Raw genomic sequence first — 19,636 nt, 5'->3', positions numbered from 1 at the left:
CAGCGTGGGGACCGCAACGGCATAAGGGTTCGTGCCGCCCGCGCCGCGCCACTTTGCCTGTTATTCAGGCAGGAATCGCCGGTCTGCCCGAAAATCAGGCAGGGTTAGTGTGCGGGTGCGAGCAAATCGGCATTGGCCCGCATCCACTGCGCGCGGTCGATGACATAGTGGCGCAGCGATTCCGCCCCGGCCGAATCGAGCACGCGGGCAAAGCCGACCATGCCGCGTTCGGCGAGCGCCCCGTCGACGACGATAGCGCGCCAGGCGTCGGCATTAGCGAGCACGGCCGACCGGCGCAGATCGGGCGTCACCCCTCCACCGGCGGCCTCGGCCCCGTGGCAGACCATGCAGTAGCGCCCGAACAGCGCCTTGCCCGCCGCCAGTTGCCCGGCGTTGCCGGTCGCGGCGGGCGGGGCGAACGGCGCGGCCGCGACGGCGGGTGGCGCGGGCAGGCGGGCCTTGCCGTCCAGTTTCAGCACGATCAGGCGTGGCAGGTCCGGCAATTGCGCGGTCGGCAGGCCGGCCAGTCCCGCGCTGAGCGGCCAGACGCCGCCGCGACCGGTGGTGAAGGCGACATATTGTACGCCGTCGACGGTGAAGGTCGACGGCGCCGCCATCACCCCGGACTGGACGGGGAGCGTCCACATCCGTGTGCCGCTGTCCGCCGCCCAGGCGCTGAATTCGCCGGTCGCGGTGCCGCCGAACAGCAAATTGCCCGCCGTCGCCATCAGCCCGCCGTTCCACGGCGTCGGGAAATCGAGCGTCCAGCGCGCGGTCCGGGCCACCGGGTCCCAGGCGACCAGCTTGCCGCGCGTCGCCGCGATCGCCGCCTTGATGACGTTGACGTCGCCCGGCAGGCCCCCTTCCGCCAGGTTGGCGCCGACATTGAAGCCAATTGGCCCGCGCGCCTCATCCTCCGGCGTCAGCGGCGGCAAATAGGCGAAGCCGATTTCGTTCGCCGGGATGTAGACGAGGCCGGTTTTGGGGCTGAACGCCATCGGCTGCCAGCTATGCGCGCCGATCGGCGCGATGCCGGACAGGAACGGCTGGCCGGTCTGGTAATAGCGCGCCGCCGGGTTCTCGATCGGCCGTCCGCTTGCCGGATCATATCCGCTCGCCCAGTTGACGTTGGCGACGAACGGGTCGGCGCTTATCAGTTTGCCGCTGGTCCGGTCGATTGCGAAGAAGAAGCCGTTCTTCGGCGCGTGGAACAGCAGCCTGCGCTCCGCCCCGCCGATGGTCATCGTCGCCAGCACGATCGGCTGGGTTGCGGTATAGTCCCAGCTTTCGGCCGGCGTTTCCTGATAGTGCCACAGATATTCGCCGGTTTCCGGCTTCAGCGCGACGATCGACGACAGGAACAGATTGTCGCCCTTGCCCTCCGACCGCAGACCGTGGTTCCACGGCGACCCGTTGCCGACGCCGATATAGAGCTGGTCCAGTTCCGCGTCGTAGACGATCGCGTCCCACACCGTGCCGCCGCCGCCCGATTCCTTCCACTGGCCGTTCGCCGACCAGCTTGTCGCGGCGGTTTTCAGGATGGCGTCGGATGCCTCGCCGTCGGCGGCGCCGGTCGGGTTGGGGACGGTGTAGAAGCGCCATTTCTTCGCGCCGGTCGCCGCGTCATAGGCGGTGACATAGCCGCGCACGCCGAATTCCGCGCCGCCATTGCCGATGATCACCATGTCCTTCACGACGCGCGGCGCGCCGGTGATCGTGTAGGGTTTGGCCGGATCGGTGGTCTGGACGCTCCACAGCTTTTTGCCGGTCGCGGCGTCGAGGGCGATCAGCCGCCCGTCGAGCGCGCCGACATAGAGCCGGCCCTTCCACAGCGCGACGCCGCGGTTGACGACGTCGCAGCACGCCTGCGCCGCCTTGTCGCGGGCGATGCCGGGGTCGAACGCCCACAGCGCCTCTCCGGTCGCGGCGCGGTAGGCGAATACCTTCGACCAGGGGCCGGTGACGTAGAGGATGCCGTCGACGACGACCGGCGTCGCTTCCTGTCCGCGCGGATCGGGCAGGTCGGCGTACCAGGCGATGCCGAGCCGGCCGACGGTGTTCGCGTTGATCTGGTCGAGCGGGCTGAACCGCTGTTCGGCATAGCTGTAGCCGACCGCCGGCCAGTCCGCCCCGTCGCCGCCGCTGGCGAGATAGGCGCCGTCGACCTTGTCCGCCCCCTGCGGCTGGGCGCAGCCGGCGAGCGCCAGCATTGTCGCCAGACCCAGGCACAATAGCCCCGCGCGCATCGGTCCCCCTCCTCGGTCGCCGTCGATAGGCGGGGAGTGTGCGCCAGTGGCCGGGGCTTGTCACGCCCCGCTTGCATGGGTGTCAGTAAGGCGGGCGGTCCAGCCCGGCCGGGCTTTTGGTGAAGATCTCGCAGCCGTCTTCGGTGATGCCGATCGAATGTTCGAACTGGGCGGACAGCGAACGGTCGCGGGTAACGGCGGTCCAGCCGTCATCGAGCACTTTCACGTCCGCCCGGCCAATGTTGATCATCGGTTCGATCGTGAAGAACATGCCCGGCCGCAGTTCCGGCCCGGTGCCGGGGCGGCCGACATGGACGACCTCCGGCGCGTCGTGGAACACCCGGCCGAGGCCATGCCCGCAGAAATCGCGGACGACGCCGTAGCGGTGCTTTTCCGCGAAGCTCTGGATCGCATGGCCGATGTCGCCGAGATGGTTGCCGGGCCGCGCCTGTTCGATGCCGAGCATCATCGCTTCGTAGGTGACGTCGACCAGCCGCCGGGCCTTTACCCCGACATCGCCGACCAGGAACATCCGGCTGCTGTCGCCGTGCCAGCCGTCGACGATCACCGTCACGTCGATATTGGCGATGTCCCCGTCCTTCAGTGTCTTGGCGCCGGGGATGCCGTGGCAGACGACATGGTTGATCGAGATGCAGCAGCTATGCGTGTAGCCGCGGTAGCCGAGCGTCGCCGGGGTGCCGCCGCCGGCGATGTTGATGTCGCGCACGATCGCGTCGAGCGCCTCGGTCGACACGCCGGGCACGACATGGGGGACGAGGGCATCCAGCGTTTCCGCCGCCAGCCGACCGGCGCGGCGCATGCCTTCGAACGCCTCCGGCCCGTGCAGCTTGATCGCGCTGGAGCGGGCGGGGACGGTGTCGTCGGTGGCGGTGATATAAGTTGTCATGCCCGCGATATAGCGACGGCGCGCGCCCTCGCAAAGGGCGGCGAGGATCGCTATGGCAGCGTTATGACCACGGATCGTATCTGGACCGCAGCACTGGTCGTCATCGGCGACGAGATTCTGTCCGGCCGCACCCAGGACCGCAATGTTTCCCAGATCGCCCTGTGGCTGAACCTGCAGGGCATCCGCCTGGCGGAAGTGCGGGTGGTGCCGGACCGGACCGACGCGATCGTCGAGGCGGTCAACATGCTGCGCGCCCGCAACGATTACCTGTTCACCACCGGCGGCATCGGGCCGACGCACGACGACATCACCGTCGACGCGATCGCCGTCGCGCTGGGCGTCGCGGTTGTCGTCCACCCGCGCGCCCGCGCGATGCTGGACGCGTATTACAAGACGCGCGGCGGGCTGACCGAGGCGCGGCTGCGGATGGCGCGGGTGCCGGAGGGGGCCGAACTGATCGAGAACCGGATGTCGGGCGCGCCGGGTATCCGCCACGGCAATATTTTCATCATGGCCGGGGTGCCGCACATCACCGCGATGATGCTCGATTCGCTGTCCGGCAAGCTGGAGGGTGGCAAGCCGCTGCTGTCGACCACGATCGGCTGCTGGGTGGCGGAAAGCGAGATCGCCGACCTGCTGGCAGACACCGAGCGCGCCCATCCCGGCTGCCAGATCGGCAGCTATCCGTTTTTCCGCGAAGGCCGGGTCGGCGCCAATTTCGTCGTCCGGTCGACCCGGCCGGAAGCGCTGCGCGCCTGCGGCGACGCGCTGCTCTCCGCCCTGCTTGCCGAGGGGCGCGAGGCGGTTGCCGGCGAGGTGTGAGCCGGCCGTTTCACGTCAAGAGTTACCCCCGCACCGGCCCACAATGACGGTAGCGCCGCTCAGGCGTCTGCCAGCACCGGCTTGCCGCGTTCGACGTGAAAGCTGCGGCGGGTGGAGATGGTGCCGCCCGGCTGCGTCACCTGGTCGACGACCCGCCACTGGCTTTGCCACAGATCGGGGGTGACGGTGGCGAGCAGGTAGCCGCGCTGGTCGTTGGTCGCCTTCAGGAACGGGTTGCGGGCGATGATCCGGTCGGTGTTCACCCGTTTGTCCGATCCGGTGCCGCCGGAACTGATCGAGGTGGAGACGAATTCCACCGCCGCCGGCGCGCCGCGTCCGGTCTGCAGCTCTCCGGCGAAATTCTGGTGCTCGTCGCCGGTGACGACCACGACATTGCCGAGGCTGGCGAAGCGCGACAGCACCCGTTCGCGCGGCACGGTGTAGCTGGCCCAGCTGTCCATGTTGCGGATCGGCTGCGGCTCGTCGCCGGTGCGGCGGTCGAGGCGCATCATCATCACCTGCTGAGCGACAAGGTTCCAGCGCGTCTCGCGCCGGGCGAGGTTGCCGAACAGCCATTCCTCCTGCGCGGCGCCGAGGACGCTGGCCTTCGGATCGTCTTCGCCGGGGCAGTCGACCTTGAAGCCGTCGCCGCACGGCTGGTCCGACCGGAACTGGCGGGTGTCGAGGAAATGCGCGTCGAGCAGGGTGCCGAAGCGGGCGCGGCGATAGATCTGGATACCGGCGGGGCCGGGAAAGGAGGCGCGGCGCAGCGGCATATGCTCGTAATAGGCCTGAAAGGCGGCGGCGCGGCGCAGCGCGAAGATTTCCGGCGGCGTATTCTTCTGATCGATCAGGCCGACCCAGTTATTCTGTATCTCGTGGTCGTCGAAGGTGGTGAACCAGGCGGCGGCGGCGTGGGCGGCCTGCAGGTCCGGGTCACCCTTGGTCTGCGCATAGCGGCGGCGATAATCGTCGAGGCTGAACAGTTCGCCGCCGACCCAGTCGCGGACATGGGCGCGGGCGCGACCGTCATAGCCGATCGGGAAGGGCTGGCTGCGGTTTTCGTAGATATAGTCGCCATAGTGGAAGACGAAATCCAGATCCTCCGCCGCCATGTGGCGATAGGCGGTGTAGAGCCCGTCTTCCCATTGCTGGCAGCCGGCGACGGCGAAGCGTGCCCGGTCGATCGCGGCGCCGGCGACGGGCAGGGTGCGCGCCGTGCCGATTGTCGTCCGTTCGCGGCCGATCGCGAAGCGGTACCAATAGGGGCGGCCGGGCGACAGCCCGGCGACCTCGACATGGACGCTGTGCGCCAGTTCCGGGCGGGCGAGGGCGGTGCCTTTCTGCACCACGTCGCGCATCGCCGCGTCGCTGGCCACCTGCCATTCAACCTCGACCGGGGCGAGCGGCATGCCGCCATGCGGTTCCAGCGGGTCGGGGGCGAGGCGGGTCCACAGCACGAAACCGTCGGCCGACGGATCGCCGGCGGCGATGCCGAGGGTGAACGGATAGGCGGTGAACAGCTGCTGGGCGCGCAGGATGGCGGGGGCGCCGAGCGCGCCAATGGCGAGGCCGCCGATCAGCGCGCGGCGGGAGATGGGATTGGTCATGGCACCCCCTTCGGTCCATCCTGTTGCAGCCGCATGACAATGCCTCTCACAACGCGAGGTCAAGCTGGCCGTCGCCTGCCGCCCGCCCGTCGACCAGATTGGACAGGGTGAGGCCGAGCAGGCGGACGCCCTGTGCCGCCGGCAGCAGGCCGGCGAGCAGCGCGTGGCCGGTTTCCGCGACCGGTGCGCGTTCGGTCAGCGCGGCGGCGGTGCTGTGCGAGCGGGTGACGGTGCGGAAATCGGCGTAGCGCAGCTTCAGCGTTACCGTCCGCCCGCCGACCCCGATCCGCTCTACCCGCGCCCACATGGCGGCGATCACCGCGTCGAGCGCCTCGTGCATTGCCGCATCGGCGGTCAGGTCAGGGAAATAGGTGCGCTCGGCACTGACCGAGCGGTGGGCGCGGTGGGGGCTGACCGGCCGGTCGTCGATCGCGCGCGCGGCGCGGTGGAAATAGTTGGCCGAGTGGCCGAACTCGGCCTGGAGGAAAGCCAGGCTTTTGGCGCGCAGATCGGCACCGGTGGCGATGCCGAGCCGCGCCATCTTCGCCGCCGTCACCGGCCCGACGCCGTGGAACCGCCGGATCGGCAGCGCGGCGACGAAGGCCGGTCCCTGTGCCGGGGTGATGACGCACAGCCCGTCCGGCTTGTTCTGGTCCGACGCCAGCTTGGCGAGGAACTTGTTGTAGGAGACGCCGGCCGATGCGGTCAGCCCGGTTTCGGCGTGGATCGCGGCGCGGATCGCCCGGGCGATCGCGGTTGCCGACGGCGCGCCGGTCACGTCCAGATAGGCTTCGTCCAGCGCCAGCGGTTCGATCAGCGCGGTGTGGCGGGCGAAGATCGCGCGGATCTGGCGCGATATCGACGAATAGACGTCGAAGCGCGGCGCCACGAAGACAAGGTCGGGACAGCGCCGCAGCGCCTGCGCCGACGGCATTGCCGAGCGCACGCCGAACGCCCGCGATTCGTAGCTGGCCGCGGCGACGACGCCACGCGCGCCGGCATAGCCGACGGCGACCGGGCGGCCGCGCAGCGCCGGGTCGTCGCGCTGCTCCACCGACGCGAAGAAGGCATCCATGTCGACATGGATGATCTTGCGCAGCGGCGGGGCGTCGGCGGGCTGGTCCACCCGCGCTGGATAGCGCCGCCGCCCTTAGCGTGCCAGCAGGCCGAGCCGCTCGCGCCGCATCCACCGCCAGGTCATCAGCACCGCGACGACGGCGAGGCCGCTGGCCAGCCCGATCCAGATGCCGATGCCGCCCATGCCGGCCCCGAAGCCCAGCCCGGCGCCGACCCCCATGCCGATCGCCCAATAGCCGAACAGCGCGAACAGCATCGGTACGCGGGTGTCGTGGATGCCGCGCAACATGCCGGCGGTGACCGTCTGGGCGCCGTCGACGATCTGGAAGATCGCGGCGATCAGCAGGAAATGCACCGCCAGCGTCGCCACCCGCGCATTGGTGGGATCGGTCAGGTCGATGAACAGGCCGACGATCGGCCGGGGCGCGACCAGCAGGATCAGCGCCATCACGCACATGAAACCGGTACCAAGACCATAGGCGGTCCAGCCGGCGCGGGCGATGCCGGCCGGGTCGCGCCGGCCGAAGGCGAGGCCGACGCGTACCGTCGCCGCCTGCCCGATGCCGAGCGGGACCATGAACGACAGCGCCGCGATCTGGATGGCGATGGCGTGGGCGGCGATTTCGGCCGTGCCGATCAACCCCATCAGGAAGATGGCGGCGTTGAACACCGTCACCTCGAAACCCAGCGTCATCGCGATCGGCAGGCCGAGCCGCCACAGTTCCAGCAGGCGCGGCCAGTCCGCGTTCCAGAACCGCCCGAACAGCCGGTAGCGACGGAAGCGCGGGTGGACCGAGACGACGATGACGGCGGCGAGGAAACCGAGCAGATTGGTAATCGCGCTGCCCAGCCCGGCGCCGGCCACGCCCATCGCCGGCAGACCGAGCCGGCCGAAGATCAGCCCGTAGTTCAGCACCGCGTTGACGACGACGGTACCGGCGCCGATGACCAGCGCCCAGTTCGGCATTTCCAGCGCCGCCATGAACCAGCGCAGTACCAGGAACAGGAAGAAGGGCAGCATGCCCCACATCATCATGTGGGTGAAGGCCGCCGCTTCCCGCGCCAGCGCCGGGTCCTGATCGAGCAGGCCGAAGATCGGGCGGGCGAAGGCGAGGATCACCCAGAACAACAGGGCGAGCAGCGCCGCGCTCCACATCGCCTGGCGCACGGTGCGGCGGACGTCGCGCACCGAATGCGGTTTGCGCCCGATCTCGCGTGCGATCATCGGCGACACGGCGGTGATCAGGCCGATGCCGAAGATGAGGAAGGCGTTGACCAGATTGACGCCGAGCGCGCCGGCGGCGAGCGCGTCCGGCCCCAGCCGGCCGAGCAGCAGCACGTCCGTCGTCGCGATCATCGCCTGCGCCAGATTGCTGAGCACCAGCGGGGTGGCGAGCGCCAGCGTCGCCCGCGCCTCGCCCCGCCAGCCGGTTGGGCGCCGTATCGACTCGCCGCTGTTCATCCGGCCCGCTTGCGGACAAATCGCGCCGCCGTCCATCCCGCCCATCCCGGCCCGGCACGCTGTCATCGAACCGTCACCTTGCTGTCACGCAACCATAACCCAGGCGCCATCAAAGCATCATCGGCCGTCCCTAGAGCCCCCTCAGCCCGGCCGTGCCGGCAGGGCACAGCTTTTCAACATTCGATGGGGGTTTCCCGATGTCGCGGATTCGACTGCTTCTCTTGCTCGGCGCCGTCATGCCACTCGCCGCCTGTGGCGCCGACGATGTCGCGTCCCCCGGCGAAGGCGTGATCGTCACCCCGGCACCGACCCCGGCACCCACCCCGGCCCCGTCGCCGACGCCGTCCGGCCCCGGCCTGGTCACGCCGGCGGACGCCTGCCCGGCCGGCCCGTTCACCGATCTCGGCCCGATTTCCGGCCCGACCGGTACCTATCGCAACTGCGCCTTCCCGGCGCGTTTCACCGCCGACACCCAGGTGCCCTACGTGCCCGGCGTCGTCTATTCGTTGCCCGGCCGCGTCGATGTCGGCACCGATCAGGGCGCGGCGAGCACCAACACCGCGGTGACGCTGACCATCGACCCCGGCGTCGTCATTTTCGGTTCGACCGGTGTGTCCTACCTGGTCGTCAACCGCGGCAACCGGATCGACGCGGTCGGTTCGCCGACCCGACCGATCATCTTCACCGGGCGCGGCAACGTCACCGGATCGGCGACCGACCAGACCTCGCAGCTGTGGGGCGGCGTCGTGTTGCTCGGCCGTGCGCCGATCACCGACTGCCTGGCGCCCGGCGCGGCGGAAGGCACGGTGGCATGCGAGCGCGATACCGAGGGCACGTCGAACGCGCTCTACGGCGGCGCCCAGCCGAACGACAACAGCGGCCGGATGCGCTACGTCCAGATCCGCTATTCCGGCTATGTCCTGTCGGCCGACAAGGAATTGCAGGGCCTGACGCCGAGCGGCGTCGGTTCCGCGACCCAGCTCGACCATATCCAGGTCCACAACAGTTCCGATGACGGCATCGAAGTGTTCGGCGGCCGGCCGAACATGAAGTATCTGGTGCTGACCGGCAACGAGGACGACACCCTTGATACCGACGTCGGTTACAAGGGCTTCATCCAGTTCGTCATCGCGGTGCAGCGCGCCGGCGGCGCGGTCGGCGACTCGCTGATCGAGGCCGACTCGAACGGCAACGAGGATGCGAAGCCGCGCCAGAACGTCCGGCTGGCCAACTTCACCTTCATCTCGCGCGTCGCGACCAATTCCAACAACGCGGCGGTGCTGATCCGCGGCGGCGCCGACTACACGATGGTCAACGGCATTCTGTCGACCCCGGCCGGTCTGCCGTGCCTGCGGGTCAACGCCGCCGCCGCGATGCAGGCGGCGGACGCCGCCAAGGACGAGGCCGGCCCGCCGAAGTTCCATTCGGTGGTGCTGAGCGGCTGCACGACGCCGTTCAACGGCACCGGCGGGGTGACCAGCGACGCGATCGCCGCGCTGTTCACCGCCGGGACCAACAACAATTCGGCTTTCACCTCGACGCTGACCGACCTGTTCGTCAACGGCGCCAACGAACGCGGGGTCACCGCCTTCGACGCGTCGACGCTGAACGACTCGACCGGCTTCCTGGTGCGGACCGACTATATCGGCGCGGTCCGCGACGCGGCCGACACCTGGTACCAGAACTGGACCTGCAACTCCGCCACCGCCGAATTCGGCGGCACCGGCGGCCTGTGCAGCAGCCTGCCGGTTTATTGAGGCCGATCGTGCGCGGCGGCGGCACCTGTCGCCGCCGCCGCGCCCCTTGTTTCTTGCTGACCCCCGGGGGGACCATCCATGTCTAAGCCGCTTTCGCTGGCGCGCTTGCTCTTCGCCTCGACGGCCATCGTCGCGCCGCCGGCCTTCGCCCAGGTCGGGCAGCCGACCACGCTCGCGCTGGCCGCCGCGCCGGAGCCGGCCGCCGCGCCCGCCGCCCCGGCCGAAGGCCCGCCGGGATCGGTCGATATTTCGGTGCCGGGGGGCGCCGACAACGACATCGTCGTCACCGGCCGCGCCAATGTCGATGTGCTACAGGCGTCGCCGCAGGTCATTTCCGTCCTCTCCAACCTCGACATCGCCCGCACCGGCGAAGGCGACATCGCCGGTGCGCTGCAACGCGTGACCGGACTGAGCGTCGTCGGTTCCGGCTTCGTCTATGTCCGCGGGCTTGGCGACCGCTATTCGCTGGCGCTGCTCAACGGTTCGCCGCTGCCCAGCCCCGAACCGCTGAAGCGCGTCGTGCCGCTCGACATCTTCCCGACCGAGGTGATCGCATCCTCGCTGGTCCAGAAAAGCTATTCGGCAAATTTCCCCGGCGAATTCGGCGGCGGCGTCATCAACCTGACAACGATCGCGACGCCGGACGAACCGTTCTTCAAGGTCAGCGGGTCGCTGAGCGGCAACAGCGAGACCACCGGCCAGCTCGGTTACACCTATTACGGTAGCGCGACCGACTGGACCGGTTTCGACGACGGCGCCCGCGCGATGCCGCGCCGCTTCGCCGCCGCCCTCGCCAGCGGCAACCCGATCATGGAGGGCGCCGATTTCTCGAAGGCCGACCTTGGCCTGATCGCGTCGAGCCTGGCCAACGCCAACACCACCCTGCTCCAGAAAAACGACAGCATCCCGGTCAATTTCTCCGTCGACCTGAGCGGTGGCGGGTCGTTTGCCATCGGCGACGCGACGCTGGGCGTGATCGCCGCCGCCGGGATCAGCAACAAATGGCAGACCCGCCAGACGCTGCAGCAGCTTTCGCTCGACGCCGACCTGTCCGGCACCCAGACCAGCTATAATCACGTCATCACCGACAACCGCGTTGTCGTGAACGGGCTGGTCGGTTTCGGCCTCGATTTCGGCGACAACCGCATCCGCTGGACCAACCTCTACATTCGCGACACGCTGAAGCAGGCCGATCTGTCCACCGGGACCGACGCCAACCAGCAGGGCCGCGACATCCTGAAACAGGGCACCGCCTGGTACGAGCGCCAGTTGATCAATACCCAGCTGGTCGGCGCGTTCACCCTTGGCGACGTCAACCTCGACCTGCGCGGCGGTTATGCCAATTCGCAGCGCGAGGCGCCGTACGAGCGCAGCTTTACCTACGTCCGCACCAATCAGGCCGCCGACCCGACCGGCGCCAAGTTCGTCAACGATCTGGGCGGCAACAAGGGCGACGCCAGCGTCGCGTTCAGCGATCTGGACGAGAATCTCTATTCCGGCGGCATTGATCTTGGCTACCGGATCAGCCCGGCGCTGAAGCTGGGTGCCGGCTATGCCTATTCCGACACCGCCCGCACATCCGTGCGCCGGGCGTTCCAGTACCGCGCCGCCGGGTTGCCGGTTTCGGTGCAGCAGCTGCGGCCGGACTATCTGCTGTCCGACTACACGATCCAGACCTACGGCATCACCCTGCTGGAAACGACGGCGAGCGACGGCACCGCCGCGTTCGATGCCGGGCTGACCGTTCACGCCGGTTACGGCCAGGTCATCGCGCAGGTGTTGCCGACGGTGAATATCACCGCCGGCGTCCGCTACGAGCGGGGTTTGCAGACGGTGGAGGCGGTCGACCTGTTCGGCACCGGGCTGGGCACCGCGTTCAACACCCGGTTGAAGAAGGATTACTGGCTGCCGGCGCTGACCGCGACGATCGACGTCGCGCCGCAGATGCAGTTGCGTTTCAACGGTTCGCGCACGCTGGCGCGGCCGCAGTTCCGCGAGCTGATCCGCCAGGTCTATATCGACACCGATTCGAACCGCACCTTTCAGGGCAACCCGTCGCTGGTCGACAGCACGTTGTGGAATGCCGAGGCGCGCTACGAATGGTTCTTCGCGCCGGAACAGCGGGTGACGTTCGCCGGCTTCTACAAGAAGCTGGACAACCCGATCGAAGCCTATTCGTCGATCTTCAGTTCCGACATCACAACCAGCTTCGCCAACGCGCCGAAGGCCGACCTGTATGGCATCGAGATCGAGGCGCAGAAGCATATCGATCTGTCGCGCTGGTCCGACAGCGATTTCTTCGCCAGCCGGCGGCTCATCCTGATCGGCAACTATACCTATACCCAGTCGAAGCTGAAGGTCGGCGCCGGCGATGTGACGGTGATCAACGGCGTCGTCCAGCCGGCGCTGAATTTCTTCCACGACGGCGCGCCGATGACCGGACAGTCCGACCATCTGGTCAACCTGCAGATCGGCCTGGAGGATACCGACCGGCTGTCGCAGCAGACGCTGCTGCTCAGCTACGCCAGCGACCGGGTGACGACGCGCGGCCCGTCCGGCCAGCCCGACGTGCGCGAGCGGCCGGGCCTGCGGCTGGACTTCGTTGCCCGTCAGGGTGTGTCGCTGTTCGGCGTCGAGGCGGAGATGAAGTTCGAAGCGCGCAACATCACCAACCAGAAATATCGCGAGTTTCAGCAGGCCGGCGCCAACCGGATCTACTATAACCGCTATATCCCCGGCATGTCCTTCTCGGTCGGGATCGGGGTGAAGCTGTAAGTCCCGCTTCGGGGCAGCCCGGCCCAGCGGGCGGCCCCGGCGCAGGCCGCGCTTGCGCGCCGCGCCCGCGAACGGCCCGTTACCAGCCCCAGGGCCGTTCGCGGAACCATTTGGTGATGACGTATTTGGTCCCGGCGCGGACCTTCATGCCGTGGTGGATGGTCGACGGGTTCGGCGTCAGGTCCGGCCGCCGGTTGTTCCAGGCGAGCAGCTTGCCGGTTTCCGGCTGGACGATCTTGTCGATCGCCTTGAACCGGGTGGCGCCGCCCGCTTCGGTTTCGTTCAGATAGACCATCACCGTCCAGCTGCGGTTGCCGGCGACGCTGCAGAAGCGCGCGAAATCCGGGCCGTCCGGTTCGAAATAGTCGGTATGCGCCTTGAATTCCTGCCCGATGGCATAACGCTGGCCCTGCAGCGGTTCGCCATGCTTTGGATCGAGGCCGGTGAAGGCGGCGATTCGCGCCTCGACCGCGGCGACCGCCGGGTTGGCGCCGTCCAGATCGCAGGTCTCGCTGGTCCGGAAGGCGTTGTCGCCGTTATAGTCGGCAACCGTCGACGGCCGCCGCCCGGCGTCGATCAGGGCGACCAGTTCGGTACATTCCGCCGGGGTCAGGAAGGCGCGGGCGATAAACAGCGTCAGTTTCGGTGACGGTACGCGCTGCACGCCGGGCCGGCCGGCGATGGTTGCGGCGATGTCGGTATCGGTGCTTTGCATCGGCCTGCGTTGCGAAGGATCGGTCACCGGGTCAAGCGGCTTTGCTTGACGCTTGGGGGGTGGCGCCCTTATGTGCCGCCGCGGCCCGGCGGGCCGTTTTGCGGCGACTGTAGTTCAATTGGTTAGAGCGCCGGCTTGTGATGCCGGAAGTTGCGGGTTCAAGTCCCGTCAGTCGCCCCATTTTCTTCCTACCGCACAGGGACTTCGGCGTGGCCTGGGATTATCCCGATTTCGACGATCACGAAGGCGTTCATCTCTATCACGACCCGGCGAGCGGTCTGAACGCGGTCATCGCGATTCACTCGACCGCTCTTGGCCCGGCGGCGGGCGGCATCCGTTTCTGGCATTATGCCGAACCGCGCGCCGCGATCATCGACGCGCTGCGGCTGTCGCGGGGGATGAGCTACAAGAACGCGATGGCCGGGCTGCCGTTCGGGGGCGGCAAATCGGTGATCCTCGCCGATGCGGCCGGGACCAAGACGCCGGCGATGCTCGCCGCCTTCGGCCGGGCGATCGATTCGTTCGACGGCCGCTATGTCGCGGCGGAAGATGTCGGCATTTCGACCGGCGACGTCGTCGCGATCGCCGAACAGACCAAATTTGTTTCCGGCCTGCCGGCGGCGGCGGGCGCGGTCGGCGGCGATCCGGGGCCATACACCGCGCGCGGAGTCCATCTCGGCATCCGCGCGGCGGCGGCGCGGGCGTTGGGCCGGACCGACATGCGTGGCGTCCACGTCGCCATTCAGGGCGTCGGCAGCGTCGGCGGCGCGCTCGCCCGGCTGCTGGCGGCGGATGGCGCGCGGCTGACGTTGGCCGATTTCGACGGCGCCAAGGCGAAGGCGCTGGCCGCGGAACTGGGCGCGACCGCCGTCGACAAGGATGCGATCCTGACGGTGGAGGCCGACATCCTCAGCCCCTGCGCGCTGGGCGCGGTGCTGGATGCCGAATCGATCGCCGCGCTGCGCGTCGCCATTGTCGCCGGATCGGCCAACAACCAGCTGGCGACCGACGCGGACGGCGCCCGCATCCACGCGCGCGGCATCCTGTTCGCGCCGGACTATGTGATCAACGCCGGCGGTATCATTAACGTCGCCCTCGAATATGCCGGTCAGGCGTCACCGGCCGAAGTCGACACGCTGATCGCCCGGATTCCCGAGCGGCTGGAACAGGTGTGGGCGGAAAGCGCGGAGAGCGGCGATCCGGCCGCCGCGGTCGCCGATCGCATCGCCCGCCGGCTGATCGGCAGGGGTTGAGCGTGAAGGCGGTTCCAACCGCCGACCCAAGCCGCTAAGGCGGCGGCGATGCATGGTTTCGCCAACCCGACCCGCTTCCTTGCGATCGCCCGGCCGGTGACGCCGTGGCTGGCCGCCGCCGGGGTGCTGATGGCCGGATATGGCCTCTACGCCGGGCTGTTCCTGTCGCCGCCCGACTATCTGCAGGGCGAGACGGTCCGCATCCTTTACGTTCACGTCCCCGCCGCCTGGCTGGGGATGGGCGGCTGGACCGGCATCGCCATTGCCAGCCTTGCCCAGATCGTCTGGCGGCACCCGCTCGCCGGGGTTGCGGCGCGGGCGGTCGCGGTGCCGGGTGCGCTGTTCACCGCGCTCTGCCTGCTGACCGGGTCGCTGTGGGGCCGCCCGGCCTGGGGCACATGGTGGCAGTGGGACGGGCGGATGACGTCGATGCTGGTGCTGCTGTTCCTCTATTTCGGCTATATCGCGCTGGCCAACGCCGGCGACGAGCGCAGCGGGGTCAGCCGCGCGACGGCGATCTTCGGGCTGGTCGGCGCGGTCAACATCCCGATCATCAACCGGTCCGTCGTCTGGTGGAACAGCCTGCACCAGCCGGCGAGCATCACGCTTGGCGGATCGAAAATCGACGCGGCGATCCTTTATCCGCTGATCTTTTCCGCGCTTGGCTTCACCCTGATCTTCGCAGCGATCGTGCTGATGCGGATGCGCACGCTGCTCGCCCGCGCCAAGGTCGAGGCGCGGCTGCGGCGGATGGCGGCGGTATGAACCCCTGGCCGTTCGTGATCGCCGCCTATGCGGTGACGATCGGCGGCACCCTTGCCGCCGGTGTCTGGGCCTGGCTGGCGATGCGGGCCGCCGAAAAAGCTTCCGCCGACCTGCGGCGCGACCGATGAAGGCGAAACATCAGCGGCTGGTGCTGGTGCTGCTGGCCGTGGCGGCGATGATCGGCGCGACCCTGCTCGCCATGTCGGCATTGCGCGATCAGGCCGCCTATTTCTATTCCCCCGCCGACATCGCCCGGCTGGGCGGGGTGCCGCCGGGGCAGGCGATGCGGCTGGGCGGCATGGTCGCCGACAAGTCGATCGTCCGCGAGCCGGACGGCGTCACTATCCGCTTCACCGTCGCCGACGGGGGCGCGACCGTGCCGGTCCGGTACACCGGCATCGTGCCGGATCTGTTCAAGGAAAATAGCGGCGTTGTCGCCGACGGCCGGTTCGGCACCGACGGCGTGTTTGACGCCGACACCATTCTTGCCAAGCATGACGAACGCTACATGCCGCCGCAACTGGCCGGCGCCGAGCACAAGACCGAGACGCTGGAGCAATGATCGCCGAGGCGGGCCTTGCCGCCCTGTGGCTGGCGGCGGCGCTGGCGGCGCTGCAACTGGTGCTCGGCCTGTCCGCGCTCCGGGCGGCGGGGGTTGCCCCCGGCGCGGGTGATGGGGCGGGCAAAGCCACATCCCAGCCATTCTCTACCTCGTCCATCCCGAGCGTAGTCGAGGGACGCACCGGGCCAGCCATCGGAGGTCCCTCGACTACGCTCGGGATGGACGGAGGGGGGGAAGCCCGTGCGGGTCCCTCGACTTCGCTCGGGATGGGCGGCGTGGGGGGAGGGCCCGGTGCCGCCGCGCTGGGCGCCGCGATCCGGCCGCTGGCGATCGTGCAGGGGGTGCTGGCGCTGTTTGCCTTTGCCTGTCTGATCGTTCTGTTCGTGCGGTCCGACATGTCGGTGAAGCTGGTCGTCGAGAACAGCCATTCGATGAAGCCTATGCTCTACAAATGGGCCGGCGCGTGGGGCAACCACGAAGGGTCGATGCTGATGTGGGTGACGATCCTCGCCGTCGCCGGCGCGCTGGTCGGCGTCGCGGAGCGGCGGCTGCGCGAGCCGACGCTGATCGCGACGCTGGCGGCGCAGGCGGCGATCGGGATTGGGTTCTACGCCTTCCTGCTGTTCGCATCGAACCCGTTCGCGCGGCTCAACCCGGCACCGGCGGACGGCATGGGGTTGAACCCGCTGTTGCAGGACCCCGGCCTCGCCTTCCACCCGCCGACACTCTACCTCGGCTATGTCGGCCTGTCGGTCGCCTTTTCCTTCGCGGTCGGCGCGCTTGTGACCCGCGACGTCGGCGCCGATTTCGCCCGGGCGATGCGGCCGTGGGTGCTGGCGGCGTGGATCATGCTGACCATCGGCATCACCGCCGGCAGCTATTGGGCGTATTACGAGCTGGGCTGGGGCGGCTGGTGGTTCTGGGACCCGGTGGAGAATGCGTCGCTGATGCCCTGGCTGGCGGCGACGGCGCTGCTCCATTCGGTGACGGTGCTGGCGACGCGGCAGGGGCTGCGGACGTGGACGGTGATGCTGGCGGTCGTCGCCTTCTCGATGTCGATGATCGGCACTTTCCTCGTCCGGTCCGGTATATTGACCAGCGTCCACGCCTTTGCCGTCGATCCGCGCCGGGGCAGCTTCATCCTGGCGCTGCTGATCCTTTACATCGGCGGGGCGCTGGCGCTGTTCGCGCTGCGCGCGCCGACGATCCGCGAGGGCACGCCGTTCGACCCGGTCAGCCGCGAGGGCGCGCTGGTCGGCAACAATCTGCTGCTGAGCGCGATCCTCGGCGTCGTGCTGGTCGGCACGCTCTATCCGCTGGGGGTGGAGGCGGTGAACGGCGAGAAGCTGTCGGTCGGCCCCCCTTATTTCAACGCCGCCGCCGGGCCGCTGGCGCTGATCCTCGTCGCGCTGATGGCCGCCGGGCCGCTGCTGCGCTGGCGGCGGGACGAACTGGGCGCGCTGGCGCGGCGGATCGCGCTGCCGGTGCTGCTGAGCGTCGTGACGCTGGGCGTGGTGCTGCTCGTCAGCCCGATCGGCGTCTTGCCGCTGCTTGGCCTGACGTTGGCGACCGGGGTCGGCGCCGCCAGCCTGGCGCCGCTGTGGAAGCGCAACCTGCGCCGCACGCCGCTGTTCACCTGGGGCATGGTCATCGCCCATCTCGGTATCGCGGTCAGCCTGTTTGGCATGGCGAGCGAGAGCTCCTTCACCAAGGAGAAGCTGGTCGCGGCGCGGCCGGGCGACACAGTGGCGGTCGGCCCGTACAGCGTCCGCTTCGTCGGCGTCGACCCGATCGCCGGGCCGAACTGGACCGCGCTGGAAGGGACGATTGTCGCGCGGCGGGGCGATGGCGCGCCGGTGACGCTGAAACCGCAGGCGCGCTTCTTCCCCAACCCGCCGACCGAGACCAACGAATCGGCGATTGCCACCCGCCTCGACGGCCAGCTCTACGTGGTGCTCGGCAAGGGCGACGATGACGGCCGCTGGCAGTTGCGGCTGTGGTGGAAGCCATTCGTGACGCTGATCTGGGGTGGCGGCGGGTTGATCGCGCTCGGCGGCGCGCTGTCGCTGATCGGCCGGCTGCGGCGGGAGCGCACGGCACATGACCGGCGGGCCTATCTATGAGGAAGGTCGTGCTCTGGGCGCCGCTGGGGCTGTTCGCGCTGCTCGTCGGCTTTATCGTCTTCGGGCTGGTGCGCCCGGCCGACCATGTCGTCGTGTCGAAGATGATCGGCCAGCCGGCGCCTGTCTTTGCCCTGCCGGCGGCGGTGCCGGGCAAGCCGGGGCTGGACAGCGCCGCGTTCGCCGACGGCAGGCCGCGTCTGCTCAACATCTTTGCCAGCTGGTGCCTGCCCTGCGCCGCCGAGGCGCCCGTGCTGATGGCGTTGAAGGACAAGGGCGTCGTCATCGACGCGATCGCGATCCGCGACCGGCCGGACGATCTGGCCGCCTTCCTCGCCCGCTGGGGCGATCCGTTCGCGCGGATCGGCGCCGACCATGATTCGCGGGTGCAGATGGCGTTTGGATCGTCCGGCGTGCCGGAAAGCTTCGTCATCGACGGGCGCGGCATCATCCGCCACCAGCATGTCGGCCCGATTCGCGAAGAGGATGTGCCGGCGATCCTCGCGGCGCTGGAGGGTGCGCGATGAGGGCGCGGGCGCTGGTTCTGGCCCTGTTGCTGGCCCCGGCGGCGCCGGCGCTGGCCGATTCGCGGATGGCCGCCGCCGCCTATGCCGACACCCAGCTTGCCGACCCGGCGCAGGAGGCGAAGGCGGCGGCGTTGATGCGGACGATCCGCTGCCTCGTCTGCCAGGGCCAGTCGATCGCCGACAGCGATGCCGATATGGCGGGTGACATGCGCGCGCTGATCCGTCGCCGCGTCGCCGCCGGGGAGGAGCCGGAGGCGATCCGCCGCTGGCTGATCGAACGCTATGGCGACTGGGTCAGCTATGCGCCGTCGACGAAGCCGGTCAACTGGCCGCTATGGGCGGCGCCGCTGCTGCTTGTCGCCGCCGGCGCGTTTGTCGCCCGGCGGCGGTTCCGGAGGCGGCGGTGACCGGCTGGCTGATCGCGTTCATACTGGCGATGGCCGTCGGCCTGGCGCTGTGGCGGTTCGGCCATATGCCGCGCATCACGCGTGAACCGGTGCTGGCGGCGCTGTTGCTTGGCCTGGGCGGTTATGCGTTGCAGGGCAGCCCCGGCCTGATCGGCAAGCCGGCCAAGCCGCGCGCCACCCAGCCCAGGGTGGATGAGGCGACGATCGCCAAGCGGCAGGAGCTTGGCAACCGGTTCGGCAGCGATGTCGCCTGGTTGATCGCGTCGGAAGGAATGATGCGCGCCGGACTGACCGAGGCCGGTGTCGGCTATGTGAAGCGCGGCCTGCGCGACTACCCGGACAGCCCGGATCTGTGGACCGGCCTGGGCAACGCGCTGGTTGTCCATGCCGGCGGGCAGGCGTCGCCAGCATCGGTCTACGCCTATCACCGGGCGATGGCGATCGCGCCCGCTGCGCCCGCCGCGCCGTTCTTCCTCGGCCTTTCGCTTGCCCAGTCTGGGCGGCTGGAGGAAGCGCGCGAGACATGGGCCGGGATGCTGGCGCGGGCGCCGGCCGACGCGCCCTGGCGGGAAGACATCGCCCTGCGCCTGCGCGCGGTCGACATGATGCTGAAGGCGCGCTGAGGCCGATA

At 69.1% G+C, this 19,636-nt stretch carries 17 protein-coding genes and 1 tRNA gene; 12 read left to right on the top strand and 6 right to left on the bottom strand.

The window, feature by feature from the left end:
- Positions 1-104: 104 nt before the first annotated feature.
- Both ACMT1E_RS11720 and map read right to left on the bottom strand, forming a co-directional pair.
- The gene (locus ACMT1E_RS11720; RefSeq protein ID WP_414900421.1) at positions 105-2,246 is read right to left on the bottom strand and encodes a PQQ-dependent dehydrogenase, methanol/ethanol family; all 2,142 of its coding nucleotides are present in this window, start codon (positions 2,244-2,246) and stop codon (positions 105-107) included.
- Between the two features lie 82 nt (positions 2,247-2,328).
- Complete coding sequence (gene map, locus ACMT1E_RS11715) at positions 2,329-3,153, bottom strand: type I methionyl aminopeptidase (protein WP_414900420.1); 825 nt, start codon at positions 3,151-3,153, stop codon at positions 2,329-2,331.
- Between the two features lie 63 nt (positions 3,154-3,216).
- Between map and ACMT1E_RS11710 the strand changes: the two genes are divergently transcribed.
- Entirely contained in the window at positions 3,217-3,975 is a 759-nt protein-coding gene (locus ACMT1E_RS11710; RefSeq protein ID WP_414900419.1) for a competence/damage-inducible protein A, read from the top strand.
- A gap of 59 nt (positions 3,976-4,034) precedes the next feature.
- Here ACMT1E_RS11710 and ACMT1E_RS11705 read toward each other — a convergent pair whose 3' ends face one another.
- The 3 genes from ACMT1E_RS11705 to ACMT1E_RS11695 form a co-directional block, all read right to left on the bottom strand.
- Positions 4,035-5,585 carry an alkaline phosphatase D family protein gene (locus ACMT1E_RS11705; protein ID WP_414900417.1) on the bottom strand — a complete coding sequence of 517 codons (1,551 nt, stop codon included), beginning with the start codon at positions 5,583-5,585 and terminating at the stop codon, positions 4,035-4,037.
- Between the two features lie 46 nt (positions 5,586-5,631).
- On the bottom strand, positions 5,632-6,660 hold the full coding sequence (gene dinB / locus ACMT1E_RS11700) for a DNA polymerase IV (protein WP_414903408.1): 1,029 nt from the start codon (positions 6,658-6,660) through the stop codon (positions 5,632-5,634).
- Positions 6,661-6,735: 75 nt separating this feature from the next.
- Positions 6,736-8,124, bottom strand: coding sequence for an MATE family efflux transporter (locus ACMT1E_RS11695; protein WP_414900415.1), 1,389 nt, complete (start codon positions 8,122-8,124; stop codon positions 6,736-6,738).
- A 197-nt stretch (positions 8,125-8,321) separates the two neighbouring features.
- Here ACMT1E_RS11695 and ACMT1E_RS11690 point away from each other — a divergent pair, with 197 nt between their 5' ends.
- Complete coding sequence (locus tag ACMT1E_RS11690; protein WP_414900413.1) at positions 8,322-9,881, top strand: hypothetical protein; 1,560 nt, start codon at positions 8,322-8,324, stop codon at positions 9,879-9,881.
- Between the two features lie 78 nt (positions 9,882-9,959).
- The gene (locus ACMT1E_RS11685) at positions 9,960-12,656 is read left to right on the top strand and encodes an outer membrane beta-barrel protein (RefSeq protein WP_414900412.1); all 2,697 of its coding nucleotides are present in this window, start codon (positions 9,960-9,962) and stop codon (positions 12,654-12,656) included.
- Between the two features lie 79 nt (positions 12,657-12,735).
- On the opposite strand, the gene ACMT1E_RS11680 is transcribed toward ACMT1E_RS11685, so the two are convergent.
- Positions 12,736-13,371 carry a prolyl hydroxylase family protein gene (locus tag ACMT1E_RS11680; RefSeq protein WP_414900411.1) on the bottom strand — a complete coding sequence of 212 codons (636 nt, stop codon included), beginning with the start codon at positions 13,369-13,371 and terminating at the stop codon, positions 12,736-12,738.
- A gap of 103 nt (positions 13,372-13,474) precedes the next feature.
- Between ACMT1E_RS11680 and ACMT1E_RS11675 the strand changes: the two genes are divergently transcribed.
- The 9 genes from ACMT1E_RS11675 (at position 13,475) to ACMT1E_RS11635 (ending at position 19,628) form a co-directional block, all read left to right on the top strand.
- A tRNA-His gene (locus ACMT1E_RS11675) sits at positions 13,475-13,551 on the top strand.
- A gap of 29 nt (positions 13,552-13,580) precedes the next feature.
- Complete coding sequence (locus tag ACMT1E_RS11670; protein ID WP_414900410.1) at positions 13,581-14,624, top strand: Glu/Leu/Phe/Val family dehydrogenase; 1,044 nt, start codon at positions 13,581-13,583, stop codon at positions 14,622-14,624.
- 48 nt (positions 14,625-14,672) lie between these two features.
- Positions 14,673-15,389: a heme ABC transporter permease CcmC gene (ccmC, locus tag ACMT1E_RS11665; RefSeq protein WP_414900408.1), complete on the top strand. Its 717-nt coding sequence runs from the start codon at positions 14,673-14,675 to the stop codon at positions 15,387-15,389.
- Positions 15,386-15,517 carry a hypothetical protein gene (locus ACMT1E_RS11660; protein ID WP_414900407.1) on the top strand — a complete coding sequence of 44 codons (132 nt, stop codon included), beginning with the start codon at positions 15,386-15,388 and terminating at the stop codon, positions 15,515-15,517. The genes ccmC and ACMT1E_RS11660 overlap by 4 nt, the downstream gene beginning before the upstream one ends.
- The gene (gene ccmE / locus ACMT1E_RS11655; protein WP_414900405.1) at positions 15,514-15,951 is read left to right on the top strand and encodes a cytochrome c maturation protein CcmE; all 438 of its coding nucleotides are present in this window, start codon (positions 15,514-15,516) and stop codon (positions 15,949-15,951) included. Before ACMT1E_RS11660 ends, ccmE begins: the two co-directional genes overlap by 4 nt.
- Entirely contained in the window at positions 15,948-18,074 is a 2,127-nt protein-coding gene (locus ACMT1E_RS11650; protein WP_414900404.1) for a heme lyase CcmF/NrfE family subunit, read from the top strand. The genes ccmE and ACMT1E_RS11650 overlap by 4 nt, the downstream gene beginning before the upstream one ends.
- Positions 18,071-18,598, top strand: a complete 528-nt coding sequence (locus ACMT1E_RS11645; RefSeq protein ID WP_414900403.1) for a DsbE family thiol:disulfide interchange protein — start codon at positions 18,071-18,073, stop codon at positions 18,596-18,598. Before ACMT1E_RS11650 ends, ACMT1E_RS11645 begins: the two co-directional genes overlap by 4 nt.
- Complete coding sequence (locus ACMT1E_RS11640) at positions 18,595-19,005, top strand: cytochrome c-type biogenesis protein CcmH (RefSeq protein WP_414900402.1); 411 nt, start codon at positions 18,595-18,597, stop codon at positions 19,003-19,005. Before ACMT1E_RS11645 ends, ACMT1E_RS11640 begins: the two co-directional genes overlap by 4 nt.
- Positions 19,002-19,628: a tetratricopeptide repeat protein gene (locus ACMT1E_RS11635; RefSeq protein ID WP_414900401.1), complete on the top strand. Its 627-nt coding sequence runs from the start codon at positions 19,002-19,004 to the stop codon at positions 19,626-19,628. The genes ACMT1E_RS11640 and ACMT1E_RS11635 overlap by 4 nt, the downstream gene beginning before the upstream one ends.
- Positions 19,629-19,636 lie beyond the last annotated feature (8 nt).

This window comes from Sphingomonas flavalba, from assembly GCF_047553045.1.
Taxonomy (GTDB): domain Bacteria; phylum Pseudomonadota; class Alphaproteobacteria; order Sphingomonadales; family Sphingomonadaceae; genus Sphingomonas_L; species Sphingomonas_L flavalba_A.
Note: the sequence above shows the minus strand (reverse complement) of the source record. Positions and strands in the feature narration are given on the sequence as shown.

Bases quoted from the DNA above. Each gene is read 5' to 3' on its own strand.
- ccmC (WP_414900408.1), top strand. From the start codon at position 14,673: ATGCATGGTTTCGCCAACCCGACCCGCTTCCTTGCGATCGCCCGGCCG.
- ACMT1E_RS11690 (WP_414900413.1), top strand. From the start codon at position 8,322: ATGTCGCGGATTCGACTGCTTCTCTTGCTCGGCGCCGTCATGCCACTC.
- ACMT1E_RS11650 (WP_414900404.1), top strand. From the start codon at position 15,948: ATGATCGCCGAGGCGGGCCTTGCCGCCCTGTGGCTGGCGGCGGCGCTG.
- ACMT1E_RS11720 (WP_414900421.1), bottom strand. From the start codon at position 2,246: ATGCGCGCGGGGCTATTGTGCCTGGGTCTGGCGACAATGCTGGCGCTC.
- ccmE (WP_414900405.1), top strand. From the start codon at position 15,514: ATGAAGGCGAAACATCAGCGGCTGGTGCTGGTGCTGCTGGCCGTGGCG.
- ACMT1E_RS11695 (WP_414900415.1), bottom strand. From the start codon at position 8,124: ATGAACAGCGGCGAGTCGATACGGCGCCCAACCGGCTGGCGGGGCGAG.
- map (WP_414900420.1), bottom strand. From the start codon at position 3,153: ATGACAACTTATATCACCGCCACCGACGACACCGTCCCCGCCCGCTCC.
- dinB (WP_414903408.1), bottom strand. From the start codon at position 6,660: ATGGATGCCTTCTTCGCGTCGGTGGAGCAGCGCGACGACCCGGCGCTG.
- ACMT1E_RS11685 (WP_414900412.1), top strand. From the start codon at position 9,960: ATGTCTAAGCCGCTTTCGCTGGCGCGCTTGCTCTTCGCCTCGACGGCC.
- ACMT1E_RS11710 (WP_414900419.1), top strand. From the start codon at position 3,217: ATGACCACGGATCGTATCTGGACCGCAGCACTGGTCGTCATCGGCGAC.
- ACMT1E_RS11640 (WP_414900402.1), top strand. From the start codon at position 18,595: ATGAGGGCGCGGGCGCTGGTTCTGGCCCTGTTGCTGGCCCCGGCGGCG.
- ACMT1E_RS11680 (WP_414900411.1), bottom strand. From the start codon at position 13,371: ATGCAAAGCACCGATACCGACATCGCCGCAACCATCGCCGGCCGGCCC.
- ACMT1E_RS11705 (WP_414900417.1), bottom strand. From the start codon at position 5,585: ATGACCAATCCCATCTCCCGCCGCGCGCTGATCGGCGGCCTCGCCATT.
- ACMT1E_RS11660 (WP_414900407.1), top strand. From the start codon at position 15,386: ATGAACCCCTGGCCGTTCGTGATCGCCGCCTATGCGGTGACGATCGGC.
- ACMT1E_RS11645 (WP_414900403.1), top strand. From the start codon at position 18,071: ATGAGGAAGGTCGTGCTCTGGGCGCCGCTGGGGCTGTTCGCGCTGCTC.